Origin of the sequence: Collinsella sp. UBA1693 (assembly GCF_002320115.1) — a bacterium.
GTDB lineage: Bacteria > Actinomycetota > Coriobacteriia > Coriobacteriales > Coriobacteriaceae > Collinsella > Collinsella tanakaei.
The window spans coordinates 1-23,150 of sequence record NZ_DCJT01000001.1; the positions used below are offsets into that span (position 1 = coordinate 1).

At 62.2% G+C, this 23,150-nt stretch carries 22 protein-coding genes, 2 tRNA genes and 1 other RNA gene; 13 read left to right on the forward strand and 12 right to left on the reverse strand.

What is annotated here, in order from left to right:
- On the reverse strand, positions 1–775 hold a 775-nt coding region (locus B3H65_RS00005), incomplete at its 3' end, for a Glu/Leu/Phe/Val dehydrogenase dimerization domain-containing protein (RefSeq protein WP_286683634.1).
- Positions 776–969: 194 nt separating this feature from the next.
- Between B3H65_RS00005 and B3H65_RS00010 the strand changes: the two genes are divergently transcribed.
- The 6 genes from B3H65_RS00010 to B3H65_RS00035 all read left to right on the forward strand — a co-directional run bounded on the left by B3H65_RS00010 (position 970) and on the right by B3H65_RS00035 (position 5,272).
- Positions 970–1,046, forward strand: a tRNA-Pro gene (locus tag B3H65_RS00010).
- A gap of 5 nt (positions 1,047–1,051) precedes the next feature.
- A tRNA-Gly gene (locus tag B3H65_RS00015) sits at positions 1,052–1,125 on the forward strand.
- 360 nt (positions 1,126–1,485) lie between these two features.
- A complete protein-coding gene (locus B3H65_RS00020; RefSeq protein WP_286683635.1) occupies positions 1,486–1,962 on the forward strand; it encodes a sialidase family protein in 477 nt (158 codons plus the stop codon).
- On the forward strand, positions 1,866–2,828 hold the full coding sequence (locus tag B3H65_RS00025; RefSeq protein ID WP_286683636.1) for a sialidase family protein: 963 nt from the start codon (positions 1,866–1,868) through the stop codon (positions 2,826–2,828). Before B3H65_RS00020 ends, B3H65_RS00025 begins: the two co-directional genes overlap by 97 nt.
- A 6-nt stretch (positions 2,829–2,834) precedes the next feature.
- Positions 2,835–4,298, forward strand: a complete 1,464-nt coding sequence (locus B3H65_RS00030) for a hypothetical protein (protein WP_286683637.1) — start codon at positions 2,835–2,837, stop codon at positions 4,296–4,298.
- Positions 4,295–5,272: an S-layer homology domain-containing protein gene (locus B3H65_RS00035; protein WP_286683638.1), complete on the forward strand. Its 978-nt coding sequence runs from the start codon at positions 4,295–4,297 to the stop codon at positions 5,270–5,272. The genes B3H65_RS00030 and B3H65_RS00035 overlap by 4 nt, the downstream gene beginning before the upstream one ends.
- Positions 5,273–5,351: 79 nt before the next feature.
- Here the strand turns inward: B3H65_RS00035 and B3H65_RS00040 are convergent, their stop codons facing one another.
- From B3H65_RS00040 to glp, 5 genes are all read right to left on the reverse strand, one after another.
- Positions 5,352–6,422 carry a sulfate/molybdate ABC transporter ATP-binding protein gene (locus tag B3H65_RS00040; RefSeq protein WP_286683639.1) on the reverse strand — a complete coding sequence of 357 codons (1,071 nt, stop codon included), beginning with the start codon at positions 6,420–6,422 and terminating at the stop codon, positions 5,352–5,354.
- The gene (gene modB / locus B3H65_RS00045) at positions 6,422–8,044 is read right to left on the reverse strand and encodes a molybdate ABC transporter permease subunit (protein WP_286683640.1); all 1,623 of its coding nucleotides are present in this window, start codon (positions 8,042–8,044) and stop codon (positions 6,422–6,424) included. Before modB ends, B3H65_RS00040 begins: the two co-directional genes overlap by 1 nt.
- Positions 8,045–8,077: 33 nt before the next feature.
- Entirely contained in the window at positions 8,078–8,956 is an 879-nt protein-coding gene (gene modA / locus B3H65_RS00050) for a molybdate ABC transporter substrate-binding protein (RefSeq protein WP_286683641.1), read from the reverse strand.
- An 81-nt stretch (positions 8,957–9,037) separates the two neighbouring features.
- Complete coding sequence (locus B3H65_RS00055; RefSeq protein ID WP_286683642.1) at positions 9,038–9,511, reverse strand: MogA/MoaB family molybdenum cofactor biosynthesis protein; 474 nt, start codon at positions 9,509–9,511, stop codon at positions 9,038–9,040.
- 34 nt (positions 9,512–9,545) lie between these two features.
- On the reverse strand, positions 9,546–10,805 hold the full coding sequence (glp, locus tag B3H65_RS00060) for a gephyrin-like molybdotransferase Glp (RefSeq protein WP_286683643.1): 1,260 nt from the start codon (positions 10,803–10,805) through the stop codon (positions 9,546–9,548).
- Between the two features lie 210 nt (positions 10,806–11,015).
- On the opposite strand from glp, the gene B3H65_RS00065 reads away from it, so the two are divergent.
- Positions 11,016–12,452 (forward strand): chloride channel protein, encoded by a 1,437-nt coding sequence (locus tag B3H65_RS00065; RefSeq protein WP_286683644.1) that lies wholly within the window; start codon positions 11,016–11,018, stop codon positions 12,450–12,452.
- Positions 12,452–13,414, forward strand: coding sequence for a diacylglycerol/lipid kinase family protein (locus B3H65_RS00070; RefSeq protein WP_286683645.1), 963 nt, complete (start codon positions 12,452–12,454; stop codon positions 13,412–13,414). The genes B3H65_RS00065 and B3H65_RS00070 overlap by 1 nt, the downstream gene beginning before the upstream one ends.
- 178 nt (positions 13,415–13,592) lie before the next feature.
- Here B3H65_RS00070 and B3H65_RS00075 read toward each other — a convergent pair whose 3' ends face one another.
- From B3H65_RS00075 to B3H65_RS00085, 3 genes are all read right to left on the reverse strand, one after another.
- Entirely contained in the window at positions 13,593–13,973 is a 381-nt protein-coding gene (locus B3H65_RS00075; protein ID WP_286683646.1) for a peptide chain release factor-like protein, read from the reverse strand.
- A 62-nt stretch (positions 13,974–14,035) separates the two neighbouring features.
- A complete protein-coding gene (locus B3H65_RS00080) occupies positions 14,036–14,614 on the reverse strand; it encodes a xanthine phosphoribosyltransferase (protein WP_009140601.1) in 579 nt (192 codons plus the stop codon).
- Between the two features lie 33 nt (positions 14,615–14,647).
- Positions 14,648–16,084, reverse strand: coding sequence for an MFS transporter (locus B3H65_RS00085; protein WP_286683647.1), 1,437 nt, complete (start codon positions 16,082–16,084; stop codon positions 14,648–14,650).
- Positions 16,085–16,411: 327 nt separating this feature from the next.
- Here B3H65_RS00085 and mscL point away from each other — a divergent pair, with 327 nt between their 5' ends.
- Positions 16,412–16,894, forward strand: coding sequence for a large conductance mechanosensitive channel protein MscL (mscL, locus tag B3H65_RS00090; RefSeq protein ID WP_286683648.1), 483 nt, complete (start codon positions 16,412–16,414; stop codon positions 16,892–16,894).
- A 90-nt stretch (positions 16,895–16,984) separates the two neighbouring features.
- Here the strand turns inward: mscL and B3H65_RS00095 are convergent, their stop codons facing one another.
- Positions 16,985–17,953, reverse strand: coding sequence for an alpha/beta fold hydrolase (locus tag B3H65_RS00095; protein ID WP_286683649.1), 969 nt, complete (start codon positions 17,951–17,953; stop codon positions 16,985–16,987).
- Between the two features lie 151 nt (positions 17,954–18,104).
- The gene (locus B3H65_RS00100) at positions 18,105–19,385 is read right to left on the reverse strand and encodes an O-acetylhomoserine aminocarboxypropyltransferase/cysteine synthase family protein (RefSeq protein ID WP_286683650.1); all 1,281 of its coding nucleotides are present in this window, start codon (positions 19,383–19,385) and stop codon (positions 18,105–18,107) included.
- Between the two features lie 92 nt (positions 19,386–19,477).
- On the opposite strand from B3H65_RS00100, the gene B3H65_RS00105 reads away from it, so the two are divergent.
- Positions 19,478–19,945, forward strand: a complete 468-nt coding sequence (locus B3H65_RS00105; RefSeq protein WP_286683651.1) for a C-GCAxxG-C-C family protein — start codon at positions 19,478–19,480, stop codon at positions 19,943–19,945.
- A 76-nt stretch (positions 19,946–20,021) separates the two neighbouring features.
- Here B3H65_RS00105 and B3H65_RS00110 read toward each other — a convergent pair whose 3' ends face one another.
- Positions 20,022–20,657, reverse strand: a complete 636-nt coding sequence (locus tag B3H65_RS00110) for an IMPACT family protein (RefSeq protein WP_414630706.1) — start codon at positions 20,655–20,657, stop codon at positions 20,022–20,024.
- A gap of 145 nt (positions 20,658–20,802) precedes the next feature.
- On the opposite strand from B3H65_RS00110, the gene rnpB reads away from it, so the two are divergent.
- The 3 genes from rnpB (at position 20,803) to B3H65_RS00125 (ending at position 23,144) form a co-directional block, all read left to right on the forward strand.
- An RNA gene (gene rnpB / locus B3H65_RS00115) (RNase P RNA component class A) lies at positions 20,803–21,161 on the forward strand.
- A gap of 237 nt (positions 21,162–21,398) precedes the next feature.
- Positions 21,399–22,448, forward strand: coding sequence for an inorganic phosphate transporter (locus B3H65_RS00120; protein ID WP_286683652.1), 1,050 nt, complete (start codon positions 21,399–21,401; stop codon positions 22,446–22,448).
- Between the two features lie 72 nt (positions 22,449–22,520).
- Positions 22,521–23,144: a DUF47 domain-containing protein gene (locus B3H65_RS00125; RefSeq protein ID WP_286683653.1), complete on the forward strand. Its 624-nt coding sequence runs from the start codon at positions 22,521–22,523 to the stop codon at positions 23,142–23,144.
- Positions 23,145–23,150 lie beyond the last annotated feature (6 nt).

Here is a 23,150-nt window from a genome sequence, read left to right on the forward strand (position 1 = left end):
GGGTCACCACCTTGGCGCCCAGCTGGGCGGCCTTCTTGCAGATGCCCCAGGTGACGTTGCCGAAGCCGGCACAGGCAATGGTCTTGCCCTCGATGCTCTCACCCTCGTGCTTGAGGACGTTTTCCAGATAGTACACCGCGCCGAAGCCCGTGGCCTCCGGACGGATGCGGCTGCCGCCGTAGGAGAAGCCCTTGCCGGTGAGAACGCCGTTCTCAAAGGCGCCCTTCAGACGGCGGTACTCGCCGTAGAGGTAGCCGATCTCCCGGGCGCCCACGCCCATGTCGCCGGCGGGGACGTCCACATCGGGCCCGATGTAGCGATAGAGCGCGGCCATGTAGCTCTGGCAGAAGCGCATGATCTCCGCGTCGGACTTGCCGGTGGGATCAAAGTCAGCGCCGCCCTTGCCGCCGCCGATGGGCAGACCGGTCAGGGAGTTCTTGAAGATCTGCTCGAAGCCCAGGAACTTGAGCATGCCCAGCGTTACCGTGGGGTTGAAGCGCAGACCGCCCTTGTAGGGGCCGATAGCGGAGTTGAACTCGACGCGGTAGCCGCGGTTGACCTGGCACTTGCCCTCATCGTCGACCCAGGGAACACGGAACATAACGACGCGCTCGGGCTCGACCAGACGCTCGAGAAGGCCTGCCTCCTCATAGGCGGGGTTGGCATCTACCGCAGGGGCGATCGAGGTCAAGACCTCGTCTGCAGCCTGGATGAATTCGGGCTGGTCGGCATAGCGCTCGTGCAACTCTGCAACAATTCGCTGGGTATAGCTCATGATATCTCCTTTAGCTCTTGCTGGATGGGCATAGCGCCCTCAGCCATACGGCGTAACATGATAAAGCACGCGTAATGCTTTTACTCTGATACATCAAGTTGAAACTACGCCGCAACATGTTGTTCATGTTTGCCAAAATAAGAAATCATTTGCCTGTTTGGCGAGAAAGCTCTATACTGCCTCTTTGTGGACGTCGGGACGTGGCGCAGTTTGGTAGCGCGCCTGCTTTGGGAGCAGGATGTCGCAGGTTCAAATCCTGTCGTCCCGACCATATACGCGGGCGTAGTTCAATGGTAGAACCCCAGCCTTCCAAGCTGATGACGCGGGTTCGATTCCCGTCGCCCGCTCCAGACAGATTTGCAGGTCAGAGTGCTTAAAAGCTCTGGCCTGTTTTCTTTTGCGGAATCCATGCCATAAGCCTATGCATTCAATATGCCGCCGACGCTTTACTCGCAATGCATCGGCGGCAGCATAGCGCGCTGATAGCAAGTTCGCCCCAGCCTACCGATATCAACCGTTTCACGCGCCAACCGAATACCGGTTATTATCTACCATTTGCACTCTTACCTTACATATGTAACCGTTCTCTCTCTTTTTAAGTGACATCTGTATCCATAGACTACGTTGACCGGCTGGCCAACGCGTAGCCGCATCAACAACGCCTGCCGCTCACCTCTTCCCAAGCGGCACGTAGCAGAATGGATGGATACATGGAACTGAAGTCATTTGGGACAATCGCCGCGGCGTCCCTCATCGCCGCCGGGCTCGCGGGCACCGCCGTACCCGCCACGCTGATCGCAAACCCTCTTTTTGAAGCCCAGGCAGCGGCAAGCGCCACCGCTCCCCTGCCTTCGGTAAGTTCGCGCGCGCTTTCAGGCACCACGGCAGGCCAGCCCTTTGTCTCCAACCAAACCGGCAACAGCCAGCACTACCGCATCCCGTCGATCATCACCCTGGATAACGGCTGGCTGCTCGCCAGCGCGGACGCGCGCTGGGGCGTTTACGGCGACTCCCCGGAGAACCTGGACGGCCTTGTGAGCATCTCCAAGGACGGAGGCAAAACCTGGGAGTGGGAGCTGGTGAACGAGTTGTGGACTACCCCAGCCAAAACGGCGGCCACAAGGGAAACAGCGCCTCGTTTATCGACCCCACGTTTATCCAGGGCGGCGACGGCACCGTCTACATGATGGCGGATGCCTGGCCGGCGGGCACCGGCATTTGGGGCACCGGCGGCGCCAGCTGCCAAAGCACCGGCTTCGACGAGAACGGAAACCTCCTCATCAGCCGCGGCAAGGCCGGCACCATCGCGAGCTTGGACGCAGACCAATACACCTATTATTGCGATGCCGCAGATAAGCAGACGTTCGACATAGACGGCGCGCGCATCGATCTTCGTCCCATTAAAGACAAAAACGGCGCGCTTACCGGCTCTTGGGTCGACGCGTACTTCGACCTGTATACCGTAGCTGACGGCGCGGCGTCTCGCACCGTGGTCAAGCAGCATGAGACCGGCAAGGATATCCAGGCCAACGTGTTTTACTCCCAAAGCGAATGGAAGGCATACCCCACCTGCTACATTTGGCTAGTCAAGGGCACGCCCACGCAAGACGGCATCGACTGGGGCGAGCCTTCGATCCTGAACGTCAAGCGCAAGGACGACCAACCCTTTACCGGCATCTGCCCGGGGCGCGGCCTGGTGGTTCCGCTGCAGGGCGGCGGCGAGCGCATCATGTTCCAAATCTACGAGAGCAAGCAAGGCGGTAACGAGAGCGCAAGCGCCATTTGGAGTGATGACGCAGGCGCCACCTGGCAGCGCGGCGAGCGTTCCAACAAATTCAACGGCAGCGGCAAGTCCAGCGAGTCGCAGACCGTGAGGCTGCCCGGCGGAGGGGTACGCATGTACTCGCGCAACAGCGCGGGCGCGATCTCGTATGCCGACAGCTTTGATAACGGGCAGACCTGGAGCGCCTACACCCTGGATACGGAGCTTCAGTACACCGGCAACTGCATGGTCTCCTTCATCAACGTCGACGGCTGCCTGGTAGATGCGTAGGGCCGCGTGTGGTCCAACCTCATCGCCGCGTCATACCCCAAGACAAGCGGCCGACGCGACGGAGCGGTGCGCATAGGCTCCATCGACGCCGCAACCAACAAGGTCACCTGGCTCAACGCCAACGACATCAAGTTCCCGGGGCGCTTTCTCTATTCCTGCCTCACGCAGGTAGACGGCGATAAGATGGCTATTGTCTACGAGCAGCAGGAGCCAAAGAGCGACGGCACGCAGGATGTGATCTTCAACCAGTTCTCCCTGCTCGACCTTTTGGGCGAGGGCTGGAGCTACAGCGCGGCCACGCCCGCCCTTGCGGTCTCCAACATGGTCGAAGCGCTTGATGTGGACGAGGAAATAGAGCTTTCCGCCTCAGTCGACGGCGTGGACGCGATCGAATACACCTGGACGGTCGAACAGTCTGCCGGCAATGACTCCACCGACAGCGCTCCCGCCGTAAAGATCGATGCCGCAGGCGCTAGCGCCACCCTAACCGGCGCGAACGCGGGCAAGGCACGCGTCAAGGTGGTCGCCGCCTTTGATCTGAACGGCGCGAAGGCCCACCTTGCAGCATCCTGGGACGTCTACGTATCCAGCCGCGGGGCCACGGTGCTCCCCGACCGCTTAGGCACCCATGAGGTCAACGCCACCTACGAGGCGCCCTACACGCTGGCGACGCAGCTTCCCAAGCACGGCGTCTACCTTATCCACGGACAGGAAGACGGCGGACGCATCATGTACAACCTGCCGGGCGGCGCCGCCCCCGACCGCCTGCGCAGCTCCATCTCCAACAACGCGGTGACGCCGGATACGTCCGGCAAGTTCCCCGTAGCAAACCAGGTGTGGAAGATCGACCGTACGGGCGACGGCTACACCATCGCCAGCGTTGCGGACGGGCGCAAGCTCGCCATCACAGCGGGCGACAACGGCTGCAACCTGGTGCTCGGCGACGCGGGCAGTATCTTTACCATCGAAGGCGAGGGCACGGCCAAGACCGTCTCAACAACCGTAGGCGACAAGACCGTCTACATCGGCATGGGAGCAAAAGGCGCCTTTGTTGCGGGCGAGACCCCCTGCAACAAGATTTCGCTGGGACTTGGCGTCATGAGCAACTGGACCGTTTCCACCACGCTCATCTCCTCCGTTTTGGACGAGGCGAACGCGGTTACCAACGACGACGCGTATACGGACGAGAGCTGGAAGGCATTCACCGCCGCACGCGACGAGGCCAAGGCAGCGCTCGATAGCTGCTTGGACACCTACGACACCGAAGCGGCCGCAGAGCAGCAAAAGGATCTGCTGGACACCGCAGCGAAGAAGCTCTTCCGCGCCCAGCGCGGCCTTGCCGCAAAGCCGCTGCCGGAACCCGATCCCGAGCCGCAGCCCCAGCCGCAACCCCAGCCCCAGCCGCAGCCGCAGCCGCAACCCGATCGAGACAACATCAAGTTGAGACGGATGAAGCCGGTAACAAGGTGACCACCACCACGCATAAGGACGGCACGTCCACCATCGACACCACGGCTCCCGACGGCGTCAGCACCACCATAAAGCTCGACAAGGACGGCGACGCCACCGCCATCAGCGGCACCGTTCCGGCAAGCGTCGCCAAAACCGGCCGCGCCACCCTGCCCCTCAAGTACGCGATCGCCGGCGCAAGTAGCGCGGACGCACCTGCGATTACCATCGACATCGCAGGGACCGCGCCGGCGAGACCGTTGCAGGTCAGCCTGGACTCGCAGGACAGCGAGCTGGCCCCGGGCACCGTCGCCGTGCTGGTAGACGCCAACGGGAACGAGAAGGTGCTCGCCAAGACAGCGCTGGCGAACAACCGCGTCTCCTTCCCTATCGAAAACGACGCCACCATCAAAATCGTCAACCGCGGCAAATCGTTCGAGGACGTACGGGAAACCGACTGGTTCGCACAAGAAGTCGTAGGCTACGCGAGCGCCCGCGGCATCATCAACGGCGTTCCCGGGGAGCGAGGAGCGCTGCAGTTCCAGGGCAACACGGCTGCAAGCAGGGCCATGTTCGTCTGCATGCTCGCTAACTTGGAAGACGCGCGCCAGGACCAGCCGGCAAGCGCCTTCACGGATGTTGCGCAAAGCGACTGGTTTGCCAACGGAGCCGCGTGGGGCAGCGAAAACGGTATCGTCGCAGGTTACGGCGACGGCTCCGTCTTTGGTGGCGAGGACCCCGTAACCCGCGAGCAGGTCGCGGTGTTCCTCATGCGCTATGCAACCATGCTGGGGCTCGACACCTCCGCGCGCGTCCAGCCCACCCATCCGGACGCAGGCCTCACCTCGCAGTTCGCTGCGGACGCCATGCAGTGGGCGGTGGCAGAGGGCCTAATCCTGGGAAATGAATCGGGTACGCTCAATCCCGCCTCGACCGCTACGCGTGCGGAGGTCGCCGCCATCCTGGCGCGCTTCATCAACACGCAGCTCGCCTAAAGAGCGCTCAAAGCGCACCTGAAACACGCGTGCATGCAGACGGCGGACGATCGCCCATTGGCTAGTCGTCCGCCGTCTTTTACCTATTCACCATCAAGATCTTGGCCGCGTCAAAATGCATGCGCAAGCAATCGCCCTCGCACGGCAGGGTCGCCATGTCCGCGCCCACCGTGTTCACCTTCCACGTAAGACGACTCGATGCGTCCGCTCGCGGCGGGTCCAGCAGCACCAGGCGCTCAAAACGAGAATCGCTCACCCGCGCCACGCGCAGCATATAGCTGTTCTTGCCGGGCGCCTCGCGGTTGTCGATATGGAAGTAGTTGGCGCGCACGCCCAGGTAGGCAACATCGTCTGCAACCGGAGCGCCCACATCGAACGTCATGCCCCAATCGAGCGCCTCGACCAGGGTATCGCCCACCTTCCGCGCGCGGCTGGTGTTCTTGCACCCGGTCAGACGCAGCGCGGCAAGCGTCTGGGGCCGCTGAACAACCTGCTCCACCGTGCCGTCCTCTTCCACGCGCCCGTTGTGTAGCACGCAGATGCGCTCGCACAGTCGGCACGCCTCATCGATATCGTGGCTTACATAGAGCACCGTAGAATCGATGACGGAAAACAGGTCAAGCAGATTTTGCTCAAGCGCGCTCTTTAAAAACGAGTCGAGCGCAGAAAACGGCTCGTCGAACATGTAGATCGCCGGACGCGCGGCCAGCATGCGAGCAAGCGCGACGCGTTGCTGCTGTCCACCGGAAAGCCTAGCGGGATAGCGGTCCGCATACCCCGCCATGCCAAAAATGGAGAGATAGCGCCGCGCGAGCTCATCGCGCCCTTCACGCGAAAGCCGCCCTTCAACGCCGGCAAGCACGTTATCGGCAACGCTCAGGTTGGGGAACAGCTGATAGTTCTGAAACAACAGGGCGCACTTGCGCTGCTGCGGCGACAGGTTGATGCCGCGCGCAGAATCAAAGAACGTCACGCCGTTCACCGCTATTCGGCCTTCGTCGGGCGTCTCCACGCCGGCGATGCAGCGCAGCGTGCAGCTTTTCCCGCAACCAGAGGCCCCCAGCAGCGCCACGCGCTCGCCGGCGGCTTCCAACCTCACGTCAAGCGAGAAGTCCGGGTAGGCCTTCTTGATATCGAGGACCAAGGACATCAGCGGCCTCCCTTGCCGTCTCGCGTTGCGGATGATGGGGACGAGGAACCACATCCCGTCGAAACCGCGCCCGCGGCAGCTCCCACCGCAGAGCCCACGGCTGCGTCCGTGCGCATAAGCTCGCGCAGGGCATCGCGGTCGATGCGCAGCGCGTCGCCGCCCGCGGCCTCGTCATCGTCCAAAAACGCCGCATCTTGAACGCCCTGCACCCTAGAGCCCACGTGTAAAGCGTCGCCGACGGCGCGACCCTTGATGTAGCCCCGGCTGCGATAATCCTGCGAACGCGCCGTATACAGGTTGATAAAAAGAATCACCAAGAAGCTGAAAGCGATCACCACAAGCACCCAGAACAACGCCACGTCCGTGTCGCCGCCCATCCACTCAAAGTAGATGGCAATGGGGATGGTCTGCGTAATGCCCGCATAGTTGCCCGCGAAAAACAGCGTGCAGCCAAACTCGCCCATGGCTCGGGCGAAGGCCAGCACCGTGCCCGCGGCGATAGAGGGCCAGCCCAGGGGCAGCATAAGCGAATGGAAGATGCGCCACTCGGACCAGCCCAGCGTACGGGCGGCATCGAGCATCTGCGAGTCCAGGGCCTCGAAAGCCCCCAGCGCGGTACGGTAGACCAGCGGAAATGAGACGACAATCGCAGAGATCACCGCAGCGGGCCACGTGAACACCAGCGAGACGCCGTGGTCGATAAGCCACCTGCCCACAGCGGTGGACTGGCCAAAGAGCATCAGCAGTAAAAAGCCGCATACGGTGGGCGGCAACACCATGGGGATGGTGAAGACGGAATCCAGCACGCCCTTGATGCGGCTTGTGGTACCCATGGTGCGCCATGCGGCGAGCAGCCCCAGCGCAAACGAGACCACAAGCGCCACGCCGGCCGTCTTGATGGACACCCACAGCGGACGGTAATCGATTCGGGCAAAAAACGCCCCCAACCCCTCGAGCCACGTGGGCTCGGCCGCCAAGGACACCTGGTCGGCGGCTACCAGGCGCGCGTCATCGCTCCACAGCGCACCGTCGCCCAGATCGATGTCTTCAGCCGCAGCCGCAGCGTCGGCAGCGTCCGCCTGTCCGGCGGCGTCCACCACCGCGTAGGCGTCGCCGTCCTCGCCCGTCACGCAAAACCGGTAGCGGTAAGGAGCCTGCACGTATTGTGGCTCGGTGGTGAAGATCCAGGGGTCCTCGACGTCAGCCAGCGCGGCGCCGCCCATAGAGTGCGCGGCGTCAAGCTCGCACAGCATGCGCCGCAGCGCCGCTTGATCGTCCGCGTCCTCGCAATCAAAGCCAGCTGCCTGGGCGGCATCTGCGTCAACGTACACCAACACGTTTGCGTGCGTGCGAACAACCACCACGTTAGAGTCATCCAGCAACGGAAAACGATACCCCGCTGGCTGGCCGTCCATAGCGCGCGCGGTGCCCTTGGCGTTGCGTTCAAAGCCATCGATGCCAAAAGCGGCGCCCTCTTGCGTGGCGGTGACGGCGGGGTCGGAGGCGCCGGCCGCCATGACGGGCGCGGGCCACAGGGCGACGCACGCCACCATGATGACCGCGACCACCACTGCCAGCCACGCCGCCCTTGCATCCGCCGTATCGATACGCCATGCGCTCAACGCGCCACCTCCTTGCCGCGTTGCGCGGCACACCTATTCAGAGAGCTCAAAACCGTACTTGGCCCAAATCTTCTGCGCATCCTTATTGGTAAGGCAGAACTCCAGGAACTTGGCTGCTTCCTCGGCATTCTCGCTGGTAGCGGACACGGCGCCGGGGTACACGATGGGCTTATGGGAATCCTCCGGGCAGACAAACGCCTCCTCGATGCCATCGTAGCGGAAGATATCGGAGCTGTAGACAAAGCCGGCCACGCAGTCGCCCGTAGAGACGTACTTGGCGGCGGTGCCCACCTTGTCGGCAAGCGCGACCTTGTCCGCGATCGAAGCGGCGTACTCGCCATCCGTGCCCTCGGCATTGGTGTAGAGGCTAACGGAGGCCAGCGCCTGGTTGGCGTACTTGCCGGCGGGCACCGTGGCCGCGTCGCCGATAGCGATCTTGCCGTCCAGGCTGGCAACGTCCTCGATAGAGGAAATGGCAAGGTCGGAACCCTCGGCCTTCACGATCACCAGGTCATTCACAAACATGTCCTCGCGCGTGGACTCGTCCACCAGATCAGCCTCGACCGCATCGTCCATAGTACCCTTGGACGCCGTGATCAGCGCGTCGACCTGCGCCCCGGCGCGCATCTGCTCAACCAGGTCGCCGGACGCCTTGAACTGCGTGTCCGCAAAGGTCACGCCCGTCTGCTCCGTATAGAGCGCCTGGACCTCGGGCAGCGCCTTCTCCAGCGAGTTGGCGGCAAAGATCTGCAACTCCACCTTTTCCGCGCTTTGCGTGGACGAGGAACCGGCAGCTTCGGCGCTGCCCTGCGCGGCGGTGTTGCCAGAGCAGCCGGCAACGGACCCCGCAATAGCAAGCGAGGCGATAAGGGCGAGCGCGCCGCGGCGGCTCATGGCGGTGAACATTGACATGAGATTTCCCCCTTTAAGAATAGGCTGGTGCGAAACAACGCCCTCATTATACTCGTAAGAGAATAATTACAAGCACACACGTTAGTGCCCGCCGCCGGCTGTCATCTTGCATGCGTGCTCAAGCTGGTCGCTTATACCCTCCCAGCACTCCAGCGCCGCCTTGGTGGAACCGGGGAAGTTGATCACCAGGTGGCGTCCGCGCTGCATGCACACCGCGCGCGATAGCATGGCGCGGCGCGTCTTTGTCATGGAATACGCCCGCATGGCCTCCGCGATGCCCGGGACGTCTCGGTCGCATACGGAGCGGGTCGCCTCGGGAGTCACGTCGCGCAGAGACAGACCCGTTCCCCCGCACGTGATCACAATGTCCGCATCCACCTGGTCGCACGCACCAACGATGGCGAGAGCGATCTGCTCCTGCTCGTCCTTGACCACAACATGGCTGGCAACCGACCAGCCCGCCTCCAGCACCAGGCGCTCAAGCGCGGCGCCCGCCTCGTCGCGAGTAAGATCGCGCGTGTCCGAGCACGTGATGACGGCAAAAGATATATCCATAGGGGCCTCCCCGGCTATATGCGATTCGATACGGCTACAAAACGGTGCCCTCGGGCAGATCGATGCGCACGCAGGGCACCATATCTCCCGCGGAAAAGCCCGCGTCCCCATCGGGCACCATCAGCAGACAGTTGGCATTTTGCAGGGTGCCCAGCAGCGCTGAATTCTGGCTTTTTGCCGCAACGACCACCAGCTCGTCGCCCTCATCGCGAGACAGCACCGCGCGGTCGTAGAAACGCCTGGCCTGGGTCTTGCGCACGTTATGGGCGACGCGGGCATACTGCAGGGGACGAGGAGCGACCGCGTAGCCGCGCATCTTACGCAGGGCGGGGCGGGCAAGCATCTCAAATCCAACGCACGCCGCCGCGGGGTTACCGGAAAGTCCCAGATAGGGCGTATTACGGATAAGTCCAAACGTGATCGCCTTGCCGGGACGCATGGACACGCGATCGAACAGTACCCGACCCTCGCGCCGCACCAGACGGGTCACATAGTCGTAATCACCCGCAGACGCGCCGCCGCTCGAGATAACAAAGTCGCACTCTTCCGCCGCGGCGAGCATCATGTTCGAGATCTCGTCCTCGCTATCGCCCGCTATGCCGTAGAACCTGGGCTCCCCGCCCGCCGCGACCACAGACGCCAAAAGGGCGCTCGAGTTTGCATCGCGAATCTGCCCGCGACCGGGGACCGTATCCGGTGCCACAAGCTCGGTGCCAATTGACAGCACGCCCACCACCGGCGCACGATGCACGGGCACCGCCGTGATACCCGCAGACGCCAAAAGGCCGCATCCGGCGGGAGCCAGGACCTCGCCCGCGCGCATGACCGCCTCGCCCGCACGGGCCTCAAGGCCCGCTTCGCGCACGTTGTCGCCCACCTGGGCGGAAGCGGTGAAGCGCACCGTGGAGCCCTCGTTGCCGTCACCTTCCATAACCTCGACGACCTCGTACTTCACCACGGCGTCCGCACCCGCCGGCATGGGCGCGCCCGTCATGATGCGCACCGCGCAACCCTCCTCGACCGCGCCTTCAAACACGTGGCCCGCAGCCTCATGTCCAATGACGACAAGCTCCACGGGAAAGTCCGCGCTCGCATCCGCAAGGTCGCGGGCGCGAACCGCATAGCCGTCCATCGCGCTGTTGGCAAAAGGCGATAAATCGATATCGGTCGCGAGGTCCGCTGCCGTGGGAAGACCGGCTGCCAGGTGCAGCGGAACCTCGACCACGGGCGTGGGGTGGACGTGCTCCATCACGATCGCCTGGGCCTCTTCCAACACCATCAAGTTCTCGGCCATGCGCCCTCCCCTTTCGCGCCGCACCCGCGGCATGCAAGCAGTACTATTCTCCGAGAAGTATAGTCTCCAAATGCCAAGCGCGTAACTCGAACCGTCGATGAAACCCCTATACTTGGTTCCAGCCCGCACGCGCGATATCCCGCATCACCACAAAGCAGGACAAGTCTGCCTTGTCCGCGCCTTGCCCAAGATTGAATAAGGACCGCAACCATGGAAACCAACACCACCAAAAAGCCCCTTGAAGACGCAACCAGCGCTATCGCATACGGCGAGCGCCTACTTGCCGCAGATGTCCGCCGCAACGCGCGAAACATGCATGCAAGCTGCAAATTGCTTGCGCTGGTGCTTTTGGTCTCATGCGCCATGGGTGCCGCCGCATGGGCGTTTTTGGCATCGCTTGACCTTGTAAGCGGCGCGCGCGAGCAGCATCGCGCCCTGTTCGCCCTGCTGCCGCCCGTACTGCTCGCTACCGCGTGGCTCTACCGCACGCGAGGCCTGCAGGCCGGACGCGGCAACAACCTGGTTATCGACAGCGCCCTCACCGGCCGCCTCATCCATGCGCGCATGGCCTTCCTCACCTTCTTCTGCTCCGTCGCCACGCACCTCGCTGGCGGCTCCGCGGGCCGAGAGGGCACCGCCGTCCAAATTGGCGGCACCATCGCCAGCAACGTGAGCCACGCGTTCAAGCTGGGCGAACGCGACCACCATGACCTTATGCTCTCCGGCATCTCAGCCGCCTTCGGCGGGGTCTTCGGCACGCCGCTGGCTGGAGCGTTCTTTGGCATGGAGATGTGCTACGTGGGCAAGCTCGATTACAGTTCTGGACTGTACTGCCTTATCGCGTCCTTCACCGGCGATGCGGTCAGCCGCATGCTGGGCACCCACCACGCACTCCACGTTATAGGCAACATCCCGTCCATGTCGCCGCGCACTATTCTACTGGTGGTGCTCGCCGCCGTCGCATTTGGTCTCACCGCCAGACTCTTCTCCTTTTCCATCCGCACCATCAAGCGCTTCTACGCAAATCGCTTTCGCAACTACCTCGTCGCAGCGCTCGTGGGATCGCTGGTGCTGTTGGGCACCTACGCCGTCTTTGACGGATGGCGATACGGCGGCCTTTCCGAATGGATGGTCTCCTCCGCGTTCGAAGGCGCTAGCTCGCCCATAGACCCCTTAGCCAAGCTCGCCTACACGGCGCTCACGTTGGGCGCGGGCTACCAAGGCGGCGAGGTCACGCCGCTGTTCGGCATTGGCGCGTCCATGGGCAGTGTGCTTGGCCAAGCAGTGGGCTTCGACCCCTCCTTTTCCGCCGCGCTGGGCATGATCGCCGTCTTTGGATCTGCCCTCAACGTCCCCATCACCACCATCATGCTGGGCATCGACCTGTTTGGCGGACGAGCGGCGGGCTATTTTGTTATCGCCTCCTTTGTAAGCTACCTGGTCGCCGGGCACCGCGGCGTGTATCCAGCGCAGCGCATCGTCACACCCAAGCGCCGCTCTCTTGCGGGCGATGAGCAGCTCACGGTGGACCAAGCCATCCAGCGCCATCGCGAGCAAGTCGATCAAAGCGCCCCGAGCGACGCCACCGACACCGTCGCCGAAGCCAACAGCGCAGACGCCGCCACCGCAACCGTCCCGGAGGACTGATGAACACCCGCACCAACTTGGGAAAAACGCTGATCATCGTCAACCCCACCGCGCAGTCCGGGGCAGCAGCGACCGCAGCCCAACAAGTCCAGCGCTTCTTGTCCATGTACATGCACGATGACAGCGCATTCGAAGTGGTCCACACCACACACCCGCGCCACGCCACGCAGATCGCCTCGCAGGCAACCGGTTACAACACCGTGCTCGCGCTGGGCGGAGACGGCCTGGTGCATGAGACCGCCTGCGGCCTTATGGCGATCGGGTCCGAGGCGCGCCCCTGCCTGGGCGTGCTTCCCGTGGGTTCGGGCAATGACTACGCGCGCACGCTCGGCATGGACCAGACTATGGGCGCGGACCTTAGCTGGCTTTCCCACGCGCGCAAGCGCACCATGGACGTAGGCCGCATCGATTACGTCGGCGAGGCGGGCCGTGGCACCGACTACTTTGTGCAGACCTTCTCCTGCGGTCTGGACGCCGCCATAGCCATTGGCACCTACGAGTTGCGCAAGTCGACCGGCCTTTCGGGGGACGCGCTCTACCTGGCCAGCGGCCTCAACGTATTCGGCATCGGTTACCGGCGCTTTCCCCTGCGCGTCAAGTTTGAGGACGAGGCGTGGCAGGAACTTGAATCCATCATCATGGCCATCCAGATAGGTCCCACCTACGGCTCCGGTTTTCGCATCTGCCCGGACGCCGACCCCTCAGACGGCCTGTTCGACATCTGCTACGCCCACGGCAAGATCCCCCGCGCCATCGCCCTGCCGGTTTTTTTGCGCGCCAAGAACGGACATCACCTTAGCTCGCGCTACGTTCACGGCCGCCGTGCGCAGAGCGTGCGCCTGCTCTTCGACGGCGAAGATTATCCCCTGCAGGCGGACGGCGAGCAAATCCGCGCCCGCAGCGCCACCATCACCATGGTCCCTAGCGCCCTTACCGTCCTGGCACCGGCAATGTCTCGGTAGCCATGAGCTCAACGAGCCAGCCCATATCGCCAAAAACGGATACAGCGACATGGTCATCATGAACTTTGTTGCTTTTTTAAACGATGCGATCAAACCATGAGGCGATTGGGCTAATGAACAATAGCCGTTTGCGCGCTCGCGCCGCTCGACCAAAGCAAGTCACGCGCCCCGTCATCTTCTAGTCGTCCGCACCGGGGCGGCGGCGCCGTTCCTTTGCCTGCGCGCGGTGGTGCTTATCCGCCAAGCGACGTGCGCGGGCGGCCTTAGTGGGCTTGGTGGGTCTCCTCTTTTTAGGTGGACGAGAACGACGTTCAAACTCCGCGTGCAACTTACGCAGGCAGCACGCCCTGTTCTGGAACTGGCTGCGGCTCTCGCGCGACGTCACCGCGATGCCCGAGGGAACATGACGCATGCGCACAGCGGAATCCGTGGTGTTCACGCCCTGGCCGCCCGGACCGGTCGCGCGAAAAACCTGCACCTCGCAGTCGCGCGCGACCTCCTCCAAGCTCTGTGCCGCCCATGCGGCGAACGCCTTATATGTCGGCTTTTCCTCGTCCATATAATCAACCTGCGAAATAGCCTGTAAAACGGCTTGCAAACGAGCCCGCGATACGGTCGCCGTTAGGCGAACTCGATCTGACCCGTTTCATCGTCCATAGACACGATGCGGGCTAGCGACTCCAGGTGATAACCGCGTTGGCGCAGCTTGTCGCCACCGGACTGGAAACCCTTCTCGATGGCGATGCCAATGCCCTCGACCGTGGCGCCGGCGGATTCGCAGATGCTGATGAGTCCCTCGAGCGCGCAGCCGTTTGCCAGGAAATCGTCCAGGATCAAGACATGGTCGCCCTCGGAAAGGAAGCGCCTGCCCACGATAACGGGGAACTCGCGCTGCTTGGTGAAGGAGTAGATAGTGGTGGAGTACTGCTCGCCATCCAGGTTGATGGACTGGGCCTTTTTGGCAAAAACCACCGGCGCGTTGCCAAAGTGGCGAGACGCCATGCACGCCAAGCCTATGCCGCTGGCCTCGATGGTGAGAATCTTGTTGATGGGAGCATCGGCGAACAGGCGCGCCCACTCGGCGCCCATGTGGTCGAACAGCTGCGTATCGCATTGATGGTTAAGGAACGCATCCACCTTCAACACGCCCCCGGCCTTGACGATGCCGTCCTTGCGAATACGATCTTCAAGCTCCTTCATTACAGCGTTTCCTTCCCTTTTCCGACCCGGCGCTTACTTGCGGCGCATCATCCGAACAAGCGTCATCACAAAACCTATGGCGACCAGCGCCGCCGTAACTACATAGACTATACGGTATCCGTACAGAAAAATGTCCGGTCTTCCCGCAACATACGAAGTAACGCGATATCCAGCGGCCACGCTCATTTGGCTGTAGAGTAGCGACGTGGATCCGCTGATGCCGATCGCCATGCCCAAATAGCGGGCAAGCGCGGCCAGGCTACCGCCAAAGCCCAGGGCCTCGCGCGGCAACGAACCCATCACCAGGGAATTGTTAGGCGACTGGAAGATAGAGGTGCCAAGCGACGCCAGACCCAGGCAGATGAGGATGTGGACAAGCCCCGTCTCCTCGCCGAAAAAGCCTACCAGCAAAAGGCCCGCGGCGAACACGAACAGGCCAACGCACGTAGGACGCTCGCATCCGATTCGGTCGGACACCGCGCCGGAGATGGGACCGGCGATGGCGTTCGCAAGCGGGATGACGCAAAAGATCAGACCCGCCGTATCGGGCGAGAAGCCGCGAGCATCCTGCAGGTAGAACGGCGTCATGAGCTCATAGACGCCGATTGCGACGAAGCTGATGAACAGGCACGCGATGTTCACCATGAAGGCGCGGTCGCGAAAGACCGAAAGCGCGACCAAGGGGTCGTCCACCCGGCGCTCGACCATGACGAACGCGACCATAAGGCCCAGACCCGCCGCGAGCATCAGCAGGGTCGAAGGCGTGGCCCCCGCTTCGAGCATGGTGATGGATATGAAGGTGAGCAGCATGCCGGGAACCAGCAGCACCGAGCCCAAGACGTCAAGGCGCCGTCCAACCGACTGCGGCGCTACGTGGGGCAAGGTCTTAAAGCCAACAAACAGCGAGGCCACGCCCACGGGCACGTTGATAAGGAAGATATACTCCCAGGGCAGCGCGCTCACGACAAAGCCGCCCAAAACCGGACCGCACATCATTCCCAGGGCAACAAAGCTCGCAAGCAGCCCCAGGGCGCGCCCGCGTTCGCGCGCCGGGAACGATTCGGTGATGATGCCCATGTTGTTCGCCATGGCCGATGCGCAGCCCACGCCCTGCACCGCGCGGGCAAGCACCAAAAACTCAAGCGTGGTCGCCATGCCGCACAAAAGCGAGCCCAGCGCGAAGATCGCCACGCCCACCTGGAAAAAACGAACCTTGCCGTAGATATCGCCCAGCCTGCCGAACACCAACAGCACGGCGCAGGTGGTGAGCAGGTAGATGGATGAGACCCATTGAATCTGGTCGAGCCCTACGCTCAACTCCTTTTGCATCACGGGCAGCGCCACGTTGACGATGCTCGAGTCGAGCGTGGCCATAAACGTCATGATTAAAACGGTAAACAGGATAGCCCATTTGTTCTTGCCGTGGGTGTTGCCCTCCACGGCATCGTGGATGCGCTGATCTTCGCTCATGCGTACCTCGCTTGTTCACAAGTGGCGCCGCGCGCTCTGATGACGAAGGTGCACCCCTCCCGCCACGTGCCGCGCTATCGTTCCCGCGGCCGCGTAGATACGCCGGGGTCCGACCATAACGTGCCCGACCCTGCATTTTTCGCACAGTGTTGTAACACGGAACGGTCGAAAGGGGCAAGGTAATACCATGCGCCGCACGAAGATTCCGCGACATGTATAATCAAGTTTGCCGGCCTCCGATGCAGGGTTTTCGCGCTAAACGCAATCCCTTTGCACCGTCCGCCCACGCCAACGCCCAAACATCATCAAGACAAGGAGGCTGCTCACATGGCTCTCAAGAAGATTGTCAAGGAATTCCAGGACTTCATCAGCCGCGGAAGCGTAGTCGACCTCGCCGTCGGCGTTATCGTGGGCGGCGCCTTCACCACCATCGTCAACTCGCTAGTGGCAAACATCATCCAACCCCTCATCTCCTTTGTCACCGGAGGCGGGGCGGAGATTCCCGGCCTCGCGATCAACCTCAACGGCAACATCGTCGACTTTGGCGCGTTTCTCTCCGCCGTCATCAACTTCCTCATCACGGCAGCCGCGGTCTTCGCCATCGTAAAGGCCTTGAACAAATTTAACGACATCAAGGAGGCTGCCGCGAAAGCAGCCGCGATCAAGGCGGGACTTGCCGAGGAAAAAGACGGCGATGCCGCACCGAAGCCACGCGTATGCCCCTACTGCAAGCAGGAGATAGACCGCAGCGCCACCCGCTGCCCGCATTGCACGAGCAAACTGGACGGCTATCAAAACGCGCTGGAATAGCGAGCCGCACGCCGGCGCCTTCAGCTTTATCAAGGTTGCTTCGAAACACGCGCCATCGCCAAACGGCAGTGCCGAAAGCGCAAATGAAGGCTAGGAGCCCAGCACCTCATCAAGCCAAACGGAAACGTCCTCATGCACCTGACCCTTGATGGGCTCGTTCAGGATCTCATGGCGAACGCCGGGATAGATCTTCACGTCAACGCGCTCCATGCCGGCGCGGCGATACATCTGAGCTGCGCGCTCAACGCCCGCACCGCAATCCCCCACCGGGTCCTCTGCACCGGCGATAAAGAAGAGGGGCAGCGCGTGGGGAACGCGCGCGACAAGCTTGGGATCGGTCGCGTCCGCCACCAACGTCGACAACGTGTGGTAGGCGCCCACGGTGAACTTCTGGCCGCACAGGGGATCGCGACGATACTCATCGACCACCTCGGGATCGGTTGCGATCCAATCGACGTCCGTCCGCGCGCCCTCGATCGCCTTGCCATATGCCCCCGCACCCATGCCGTCGACCAGCTCGCTGACGTATCGCTCTCCGCGCGAACGGGCGATACCGCGGGTCAACGCCTTGCCCGCCGCCGAGAGCGCGCGAGGTTGCTGACCGGTGCCGCAAATCACCGCGGCGCGAACGCCAAGGGCGTACCTCGTAAGGTAGACGCGCGTGATAAAGCTGCCCATAGAATGTCCAAAAATGATATACGGAAGGTCTCCGGACGAACCGCTGTCCTCGCGCAGGCGCTGCATGACAAGCTCACGTAGCGCGTTCACGTCATGGAGCAGAACCTCCTCGCCTTTCTCGAGCGGCATGTGCCCAAGGTCATCTGCGCTCGCCACCGTTTTACCATGACCTATATGATCGTTGGCGCACACCGCAAAACCCCGGCCGCATAGATACTCGGCAAAGCCTGCATAGCGCTCCACATGCTCGGACATACCGTGTACAAGTTGCACCAGACCACGCGGCCCTGAAGGAGCGGCCTCATGGTCCGGCTCCCACAGCAGCGCGCGGATAGTCGAGGTGCCATCATAGCTTGCATAGGTAATGGTAGTGGTCTTCACGGGAGTGTCCTCCAAACAAGGGACGAGATCCAACGCTGAGAATCATCCTACCCAAAAAACTAAGCCCGCACCGTCCATACAGGCAGACGGTGCGGGCTTGTTTTCGCATGCGCTCATGCGCGAGGTCCATGCGCACGAGGAGGCCGCGTCTTTAGATGGTGTCGAGAGCCTGGGCGATGTCGGCGATAAGGTCCTCGGTCGACTCGATGCCGCAAGAGAGGCGCACCATGTCCGGGGTGATGCCGCAAGCGACGAGCTCTTCGTCGTTCATCTGGCGATGTGTCGCGTTTGCAGGGTGCAGGCAGCAGGTGCGGGCATCGGCAACGTGCGTGGCGATCTGCGCCAGACGCAGGCTCTTCATAAATTGCTCGGCCGCGGCGCGACCCCCGTTGAAGCCAAAGCTGACCACGCCGCATCCGCCCTGGGGCAGATACTTCTGGGCGAGCTCGTGATAGGCGTCGCCCGGAAGACCCGGGTAGCGCACGAAGCTGATCTTGGGGTGCTGCTGCAAAAACTCCGCCACCGCCTGGCCGTTCTTGCAGTGCTGGGGCATGCGGACGTGCAGGGACTCCAGGCCCAAATTGAGCAGGAAGGCGTTCTGGGGAGACTGGATGCAGCCAAAGTCGCGCATAAGCTGGGACGTCGCCTTGGTGATAAAGGCGCCCTCCAAGCCAAAGCGCTCGGTATAGACCACGCCGTGATAGCTCACGTCGGGCGTAGTGAGGCCCGGGAACTTATCGGCATGCGCATTCCAATCGAACGTGCCGGCGTCCACGATCGCTCCGCCAACGGCGGCGCCATGGCCGTCCATGTACTTGGTGGTGGAGTGGGTCACGATGTTGGCGCCCCACTCGATGGGGCGGCAGTTGACCGGCGTGGGGAACGTGTTGTCGACGATCAGCGGCACGCCGTGGGCATGCGCCGCGGCGGCGAAGCGCTCGATATCGAGGACGGCGAGCGCGGGGTTGGCGATGGTCTCGCCGAAAACTGCCTTGGTGTTGGGCCTGAACGCGGCCTCCAGCTCCTCGTCCGTGCAATCAGGGGCGACGAAGGTGCACTCAAGGCCCATGCGGCGCATGGTATGGGCGAGCAGGTTATAGGTACCGCCGTAGATAGCGGAGCTCGCTACCACGTGGTCGCCGCAGCCGGCGATATTGAAGATGGCGAAGAAGTTCGCGGCCTGGCCGGAGCTGGTTAGCATGGCGGCGGTACCGCCCTCGAGCTCGCAGATCTTCGCGGCGACGGCGTCGTTGGTGGGGTTCTGCAAGCGGGTGTAGAAGTAGCCGGACTCCTCAAGGTCGAAGAGTTTTCCCATATGCTCGGACGTGTCGTACTTCCACGTGGTGGACTGGTAGATGGGCACCTGGCGGGGGTCCGCGTCGCCGGGACGGTATCCACCCTGGACGCACGTGGTTCCGATATGTTCAGCCATAGTTCGCTCCTTCTTCAAACGCTTTCATATGCGCTCGATACATGCACACGAGTAAAATGGTATACCCAACTCGATACGCAAAGGACTTCAACATGGCAATCAACAAGGATGAAATCTTCTTGAACCGCTCCGAGATCAAGAAGGAGGCCGCGCGCCTGCATGAAATGGGCTACAACTGCGCGCAATCGGTCGTCTGCGCGATGGCACCTGCCATCGACCTCGATGCAGACGGCGCCTTTGTATTGGCGGAGGGCTTTGGCGCCGGCATGGGCGGCATGACCGAGACCTGCGGCGCCGTCTCCGGAGCCGTCATGGCCTTAAGCCAGGTGGAAAGCACCGGCCGCGACCAGATTGGTAGCAAGGCCAAGACCTACAAGCTTTCTCGCGAGATGAGCGCTCGCTTTGCCAGCACCAATGGGTCCACGGTGTGCCGTGAGCTCAAGGGCATCGGCTCTGACGCCGGAGCCCTGCGCAGCTGCCCGGGCTGCATCGATGACGCGATCGACCTCGCCGTTGATATTCTGGTCGAGCAGGGCGCGCACGAGGCCGGCTCGCGATAGCGCCCATCTCCCCCGTGCCCTTTAGTCCCGTGCCTTTTTGGAATGCGCTCCTTTGGGGACCGCAAACCCCTAGGACCTAAAACTCGGCGAAGCGCTCCTCGCCCACGCTCACGTCTTCGCGACCGCCCATAAGCTCGGTGAGCGCTGCCAAAAACGCAGCCTGCTCCCCCACTTTGAACACCAGGTGCAGGAACACGGTATCCGTGAAATCGGTGCCCGCGATCTTGCAGCCAGAACCCGCTGCCAGATGCTGCACCTGGTCGTAGAGCGGATACGGCACGCGAACGTCCACGGAGACCACGCTGGTCATCTCCACCAGCTGCCCCGCCGAGCGCGCCGCGGCGATCGCCTCCTGCGCTGCGGCGGTGTACGCCCTCACCAGGCCGCCCGGCCCCAGAAGCGTTCCGCCAAAATAGCGCGTGGTGACGCAGCAGACGTTTTTAAGGCCGGCCCCGCGCAGCACCTCCAGCGTGGGCATGCCGCTGGTACGCTGGGGCTCCCCGTCGTCGCTTTGGCGCTCGCGCCCGTCTAGCAAGATCCACGCCGGCACGTTGTGGCGGGCGTCGTAGTGGCGGGCCCTCACCGCGGCGATATGGGCGTTGGCCTCGTCCTCACTCTCAACGTGAACCAGCTGCGCGATAAAGCGGCTCTTACGGTCGACGAACTCGCCAGTAGCCTCAACACCCTCCCTCATGGTGATGTAATCGTCCACAACTCCCCCTTTTTTCGGCGCCGCCGGCAGCAAGCGCGGCCATCGAAATCCATGTCTTTCAGACACCCATTATATATGTGGAGCGTTCGATGATACGCGCGGGCAAGCGCGGCGACGCGCAGGGCGTGCTACAATACTCCATCGCAAAGCGGGCCAGGCGATCGCGCGTGCGGCATGTTCGCATGTGAGGAAAGTCCGGGCTCCACAGGGCAGGATGCTGGCTAACGGCCAGGCGGGGCGACCCGACGGAAAGTGCCGCAGAAAAGAAGACTCCCGCTGCCCGCTATATGCGGGTGAGAGAAAAGCTGAAACGGCGGTGTAAGAGACCACCAGCGTCGTGGCAACATGGCGGCTTGGTAAACCCCATCCGGAGCAAGCGCAAATAGGAGCGCCATGGACCGGCCCGGTCCGCGTTCGGGTAGCGTGCGTGGAACTGCACGGTGACGTGCAGGCAAGATAAATGATCGCCCACGACAGAACCCGGCTTATCGGCCCGCTTTGCCTTTTCACCACCAACTATTCCAACGAGATGCAGACAGCCGTCTACCAAGCGCGCCGTGGCCTCATGGGCCGTTAGACGGGATTACCCAAACCGCTTGGTGCTCGATGATTTCAAATCCCTTACGGAGTCCTTACAAACGATAACCGTATTAAGACCTCGTTAATATTGTGTAAGGTGTTATCCTATTACGTGCTTTGTAGGGTGCGGAGGGACATCCGCACGATAGGAACGTGGTTTCAGTGGACGTATCATTCTCCTATTTCATCTCGCAAGTCTTTTCCAATCCAATACTTGCAATGACGGTCGCCCTCACGCTGGGCGTAATCTTTGTCAACGGCTGGACGGACGCGCCCAACGCGATCGCCACCTGCGTGACCACGCGTTGCCTGCCGCCCAAGGCCGCGATCATCATGAGCGCCATCTTTAACTTCCTGGGCGTCTTCATCATGACCCACATCAACGCCAGCGTCGCTTCCACCATCTCCAACATGGTCGATTTTGGAGCCAACACGCAGATCGCGCTTATCGCGCTGTGCGCGGCCCTGTTCTCGATCGTCGTCTACTCGGTGGGCGCCAGCATCTTCGGTATCCCCACCAGCGAGAGCCACAGCCTCATCGCGGGCCTTACCGGCGCGGCGATCGCCCTGGGAGGCGCGGACGGCGTCAACATGAACGAGTGGGTCAAGGTCCTCTACGGTCTGGTCCTCTCGCTTGGCTTGGGCTTCGCCGCGGGCTGGGGCGTTTGCAAGGTCGTAACGCTGCTCTTCGCGAACACGGACCGCCGCAAATCGAACACCTTCTTCCGCTGGGCGCAGATCGCCGGCGCCGCGGGCATGAGCTTCATGCACGGCGCGCAGGACGGCCAGAAGTTCATCGGCGTCCTGTTCCTGGGCGTCGCCTTCTGCAACGGACAGCCCTCCGTCGAGAACATGATCATCCCCGTTTGGCTCATGTTGCTGTGCTCGACCGTCATGGGCGTGGGCACCTCCGTGGGCGGAGAGAAGATCATCAAGTCCGTGGGCATGGACATGGTGAAGCTCGAGAAATACCAGGGCTTCTCCGCGGACCTCTCAAGCTCGCTGTGCCTGCTGCTAGCCACCCTCACCGGCATCCCCGTTTCCACCACCCACGTTAAGACCACCGCCATCATGGGCGTCGGCGCGGTCAAGCGCCTCTCGGCCATCAACTTTGGCGTTGTCAAAGATATGCTGCTCACCTGGGTCTTCACCTTCCCCGGCTGCGGCCTCATCAGCTTCCTCATGGCAAAGCTCTTCTTGCTCTTTATCTAAGCGAATCACTATGGAAGAAACGCCCGCACGGGCGATGTAGAACCCCAATCAAGCGGTACAAAAGGAGCCATCATGGCAAAAAAGAACGACGCATTCTATTACGACAGCTTCGCAAAGGCGGCAGAGCTCGCCTGCAAGGCGGCAGAGAAGTTGGACGATGTCATGCGTCACTTCGACCCCGCCAAGATCGTGGACGCCGTCGCCGAGATGCACGAGATCGAGCAGAGCGCCGACGAAATTGTCCACGAGGTCAACGACGCACTGATCAGCGCATTCATCACCCCCATCGAGCGCGAGGACATCTCGACGCTCGCCAACGCGCTCGACGTTGTCACCGACCGCATCGAGGGCGTGCTTCATCGCATCTACTTCACCAACATCCAAGAAATGCGACCGGACGCGCTCATGATGTCCGCCAAGGTCATGCGCGCCTGCGAGCAGATGCATGATCTGGTTCTCGAGCTCCCCCAGTTCAAGCGCTCCAAGAGCCTGCGCGAGCACGTCATCACCGTCAACACCATCGAGAGCGAATGCGACGACCTGTTCATCAACGCCATGCGCACGCTGCACACCACCGACCTCGACCCTCTGGCCGTCATCTCCTGGCGCGACGTCTACATGTTCCTTGAGTTCGCTGCAGATTCCTGCGAGTTCGTCGCCGACACGGTCGAGTCCATCGTCATGAAGAACAGCTAGGATCCG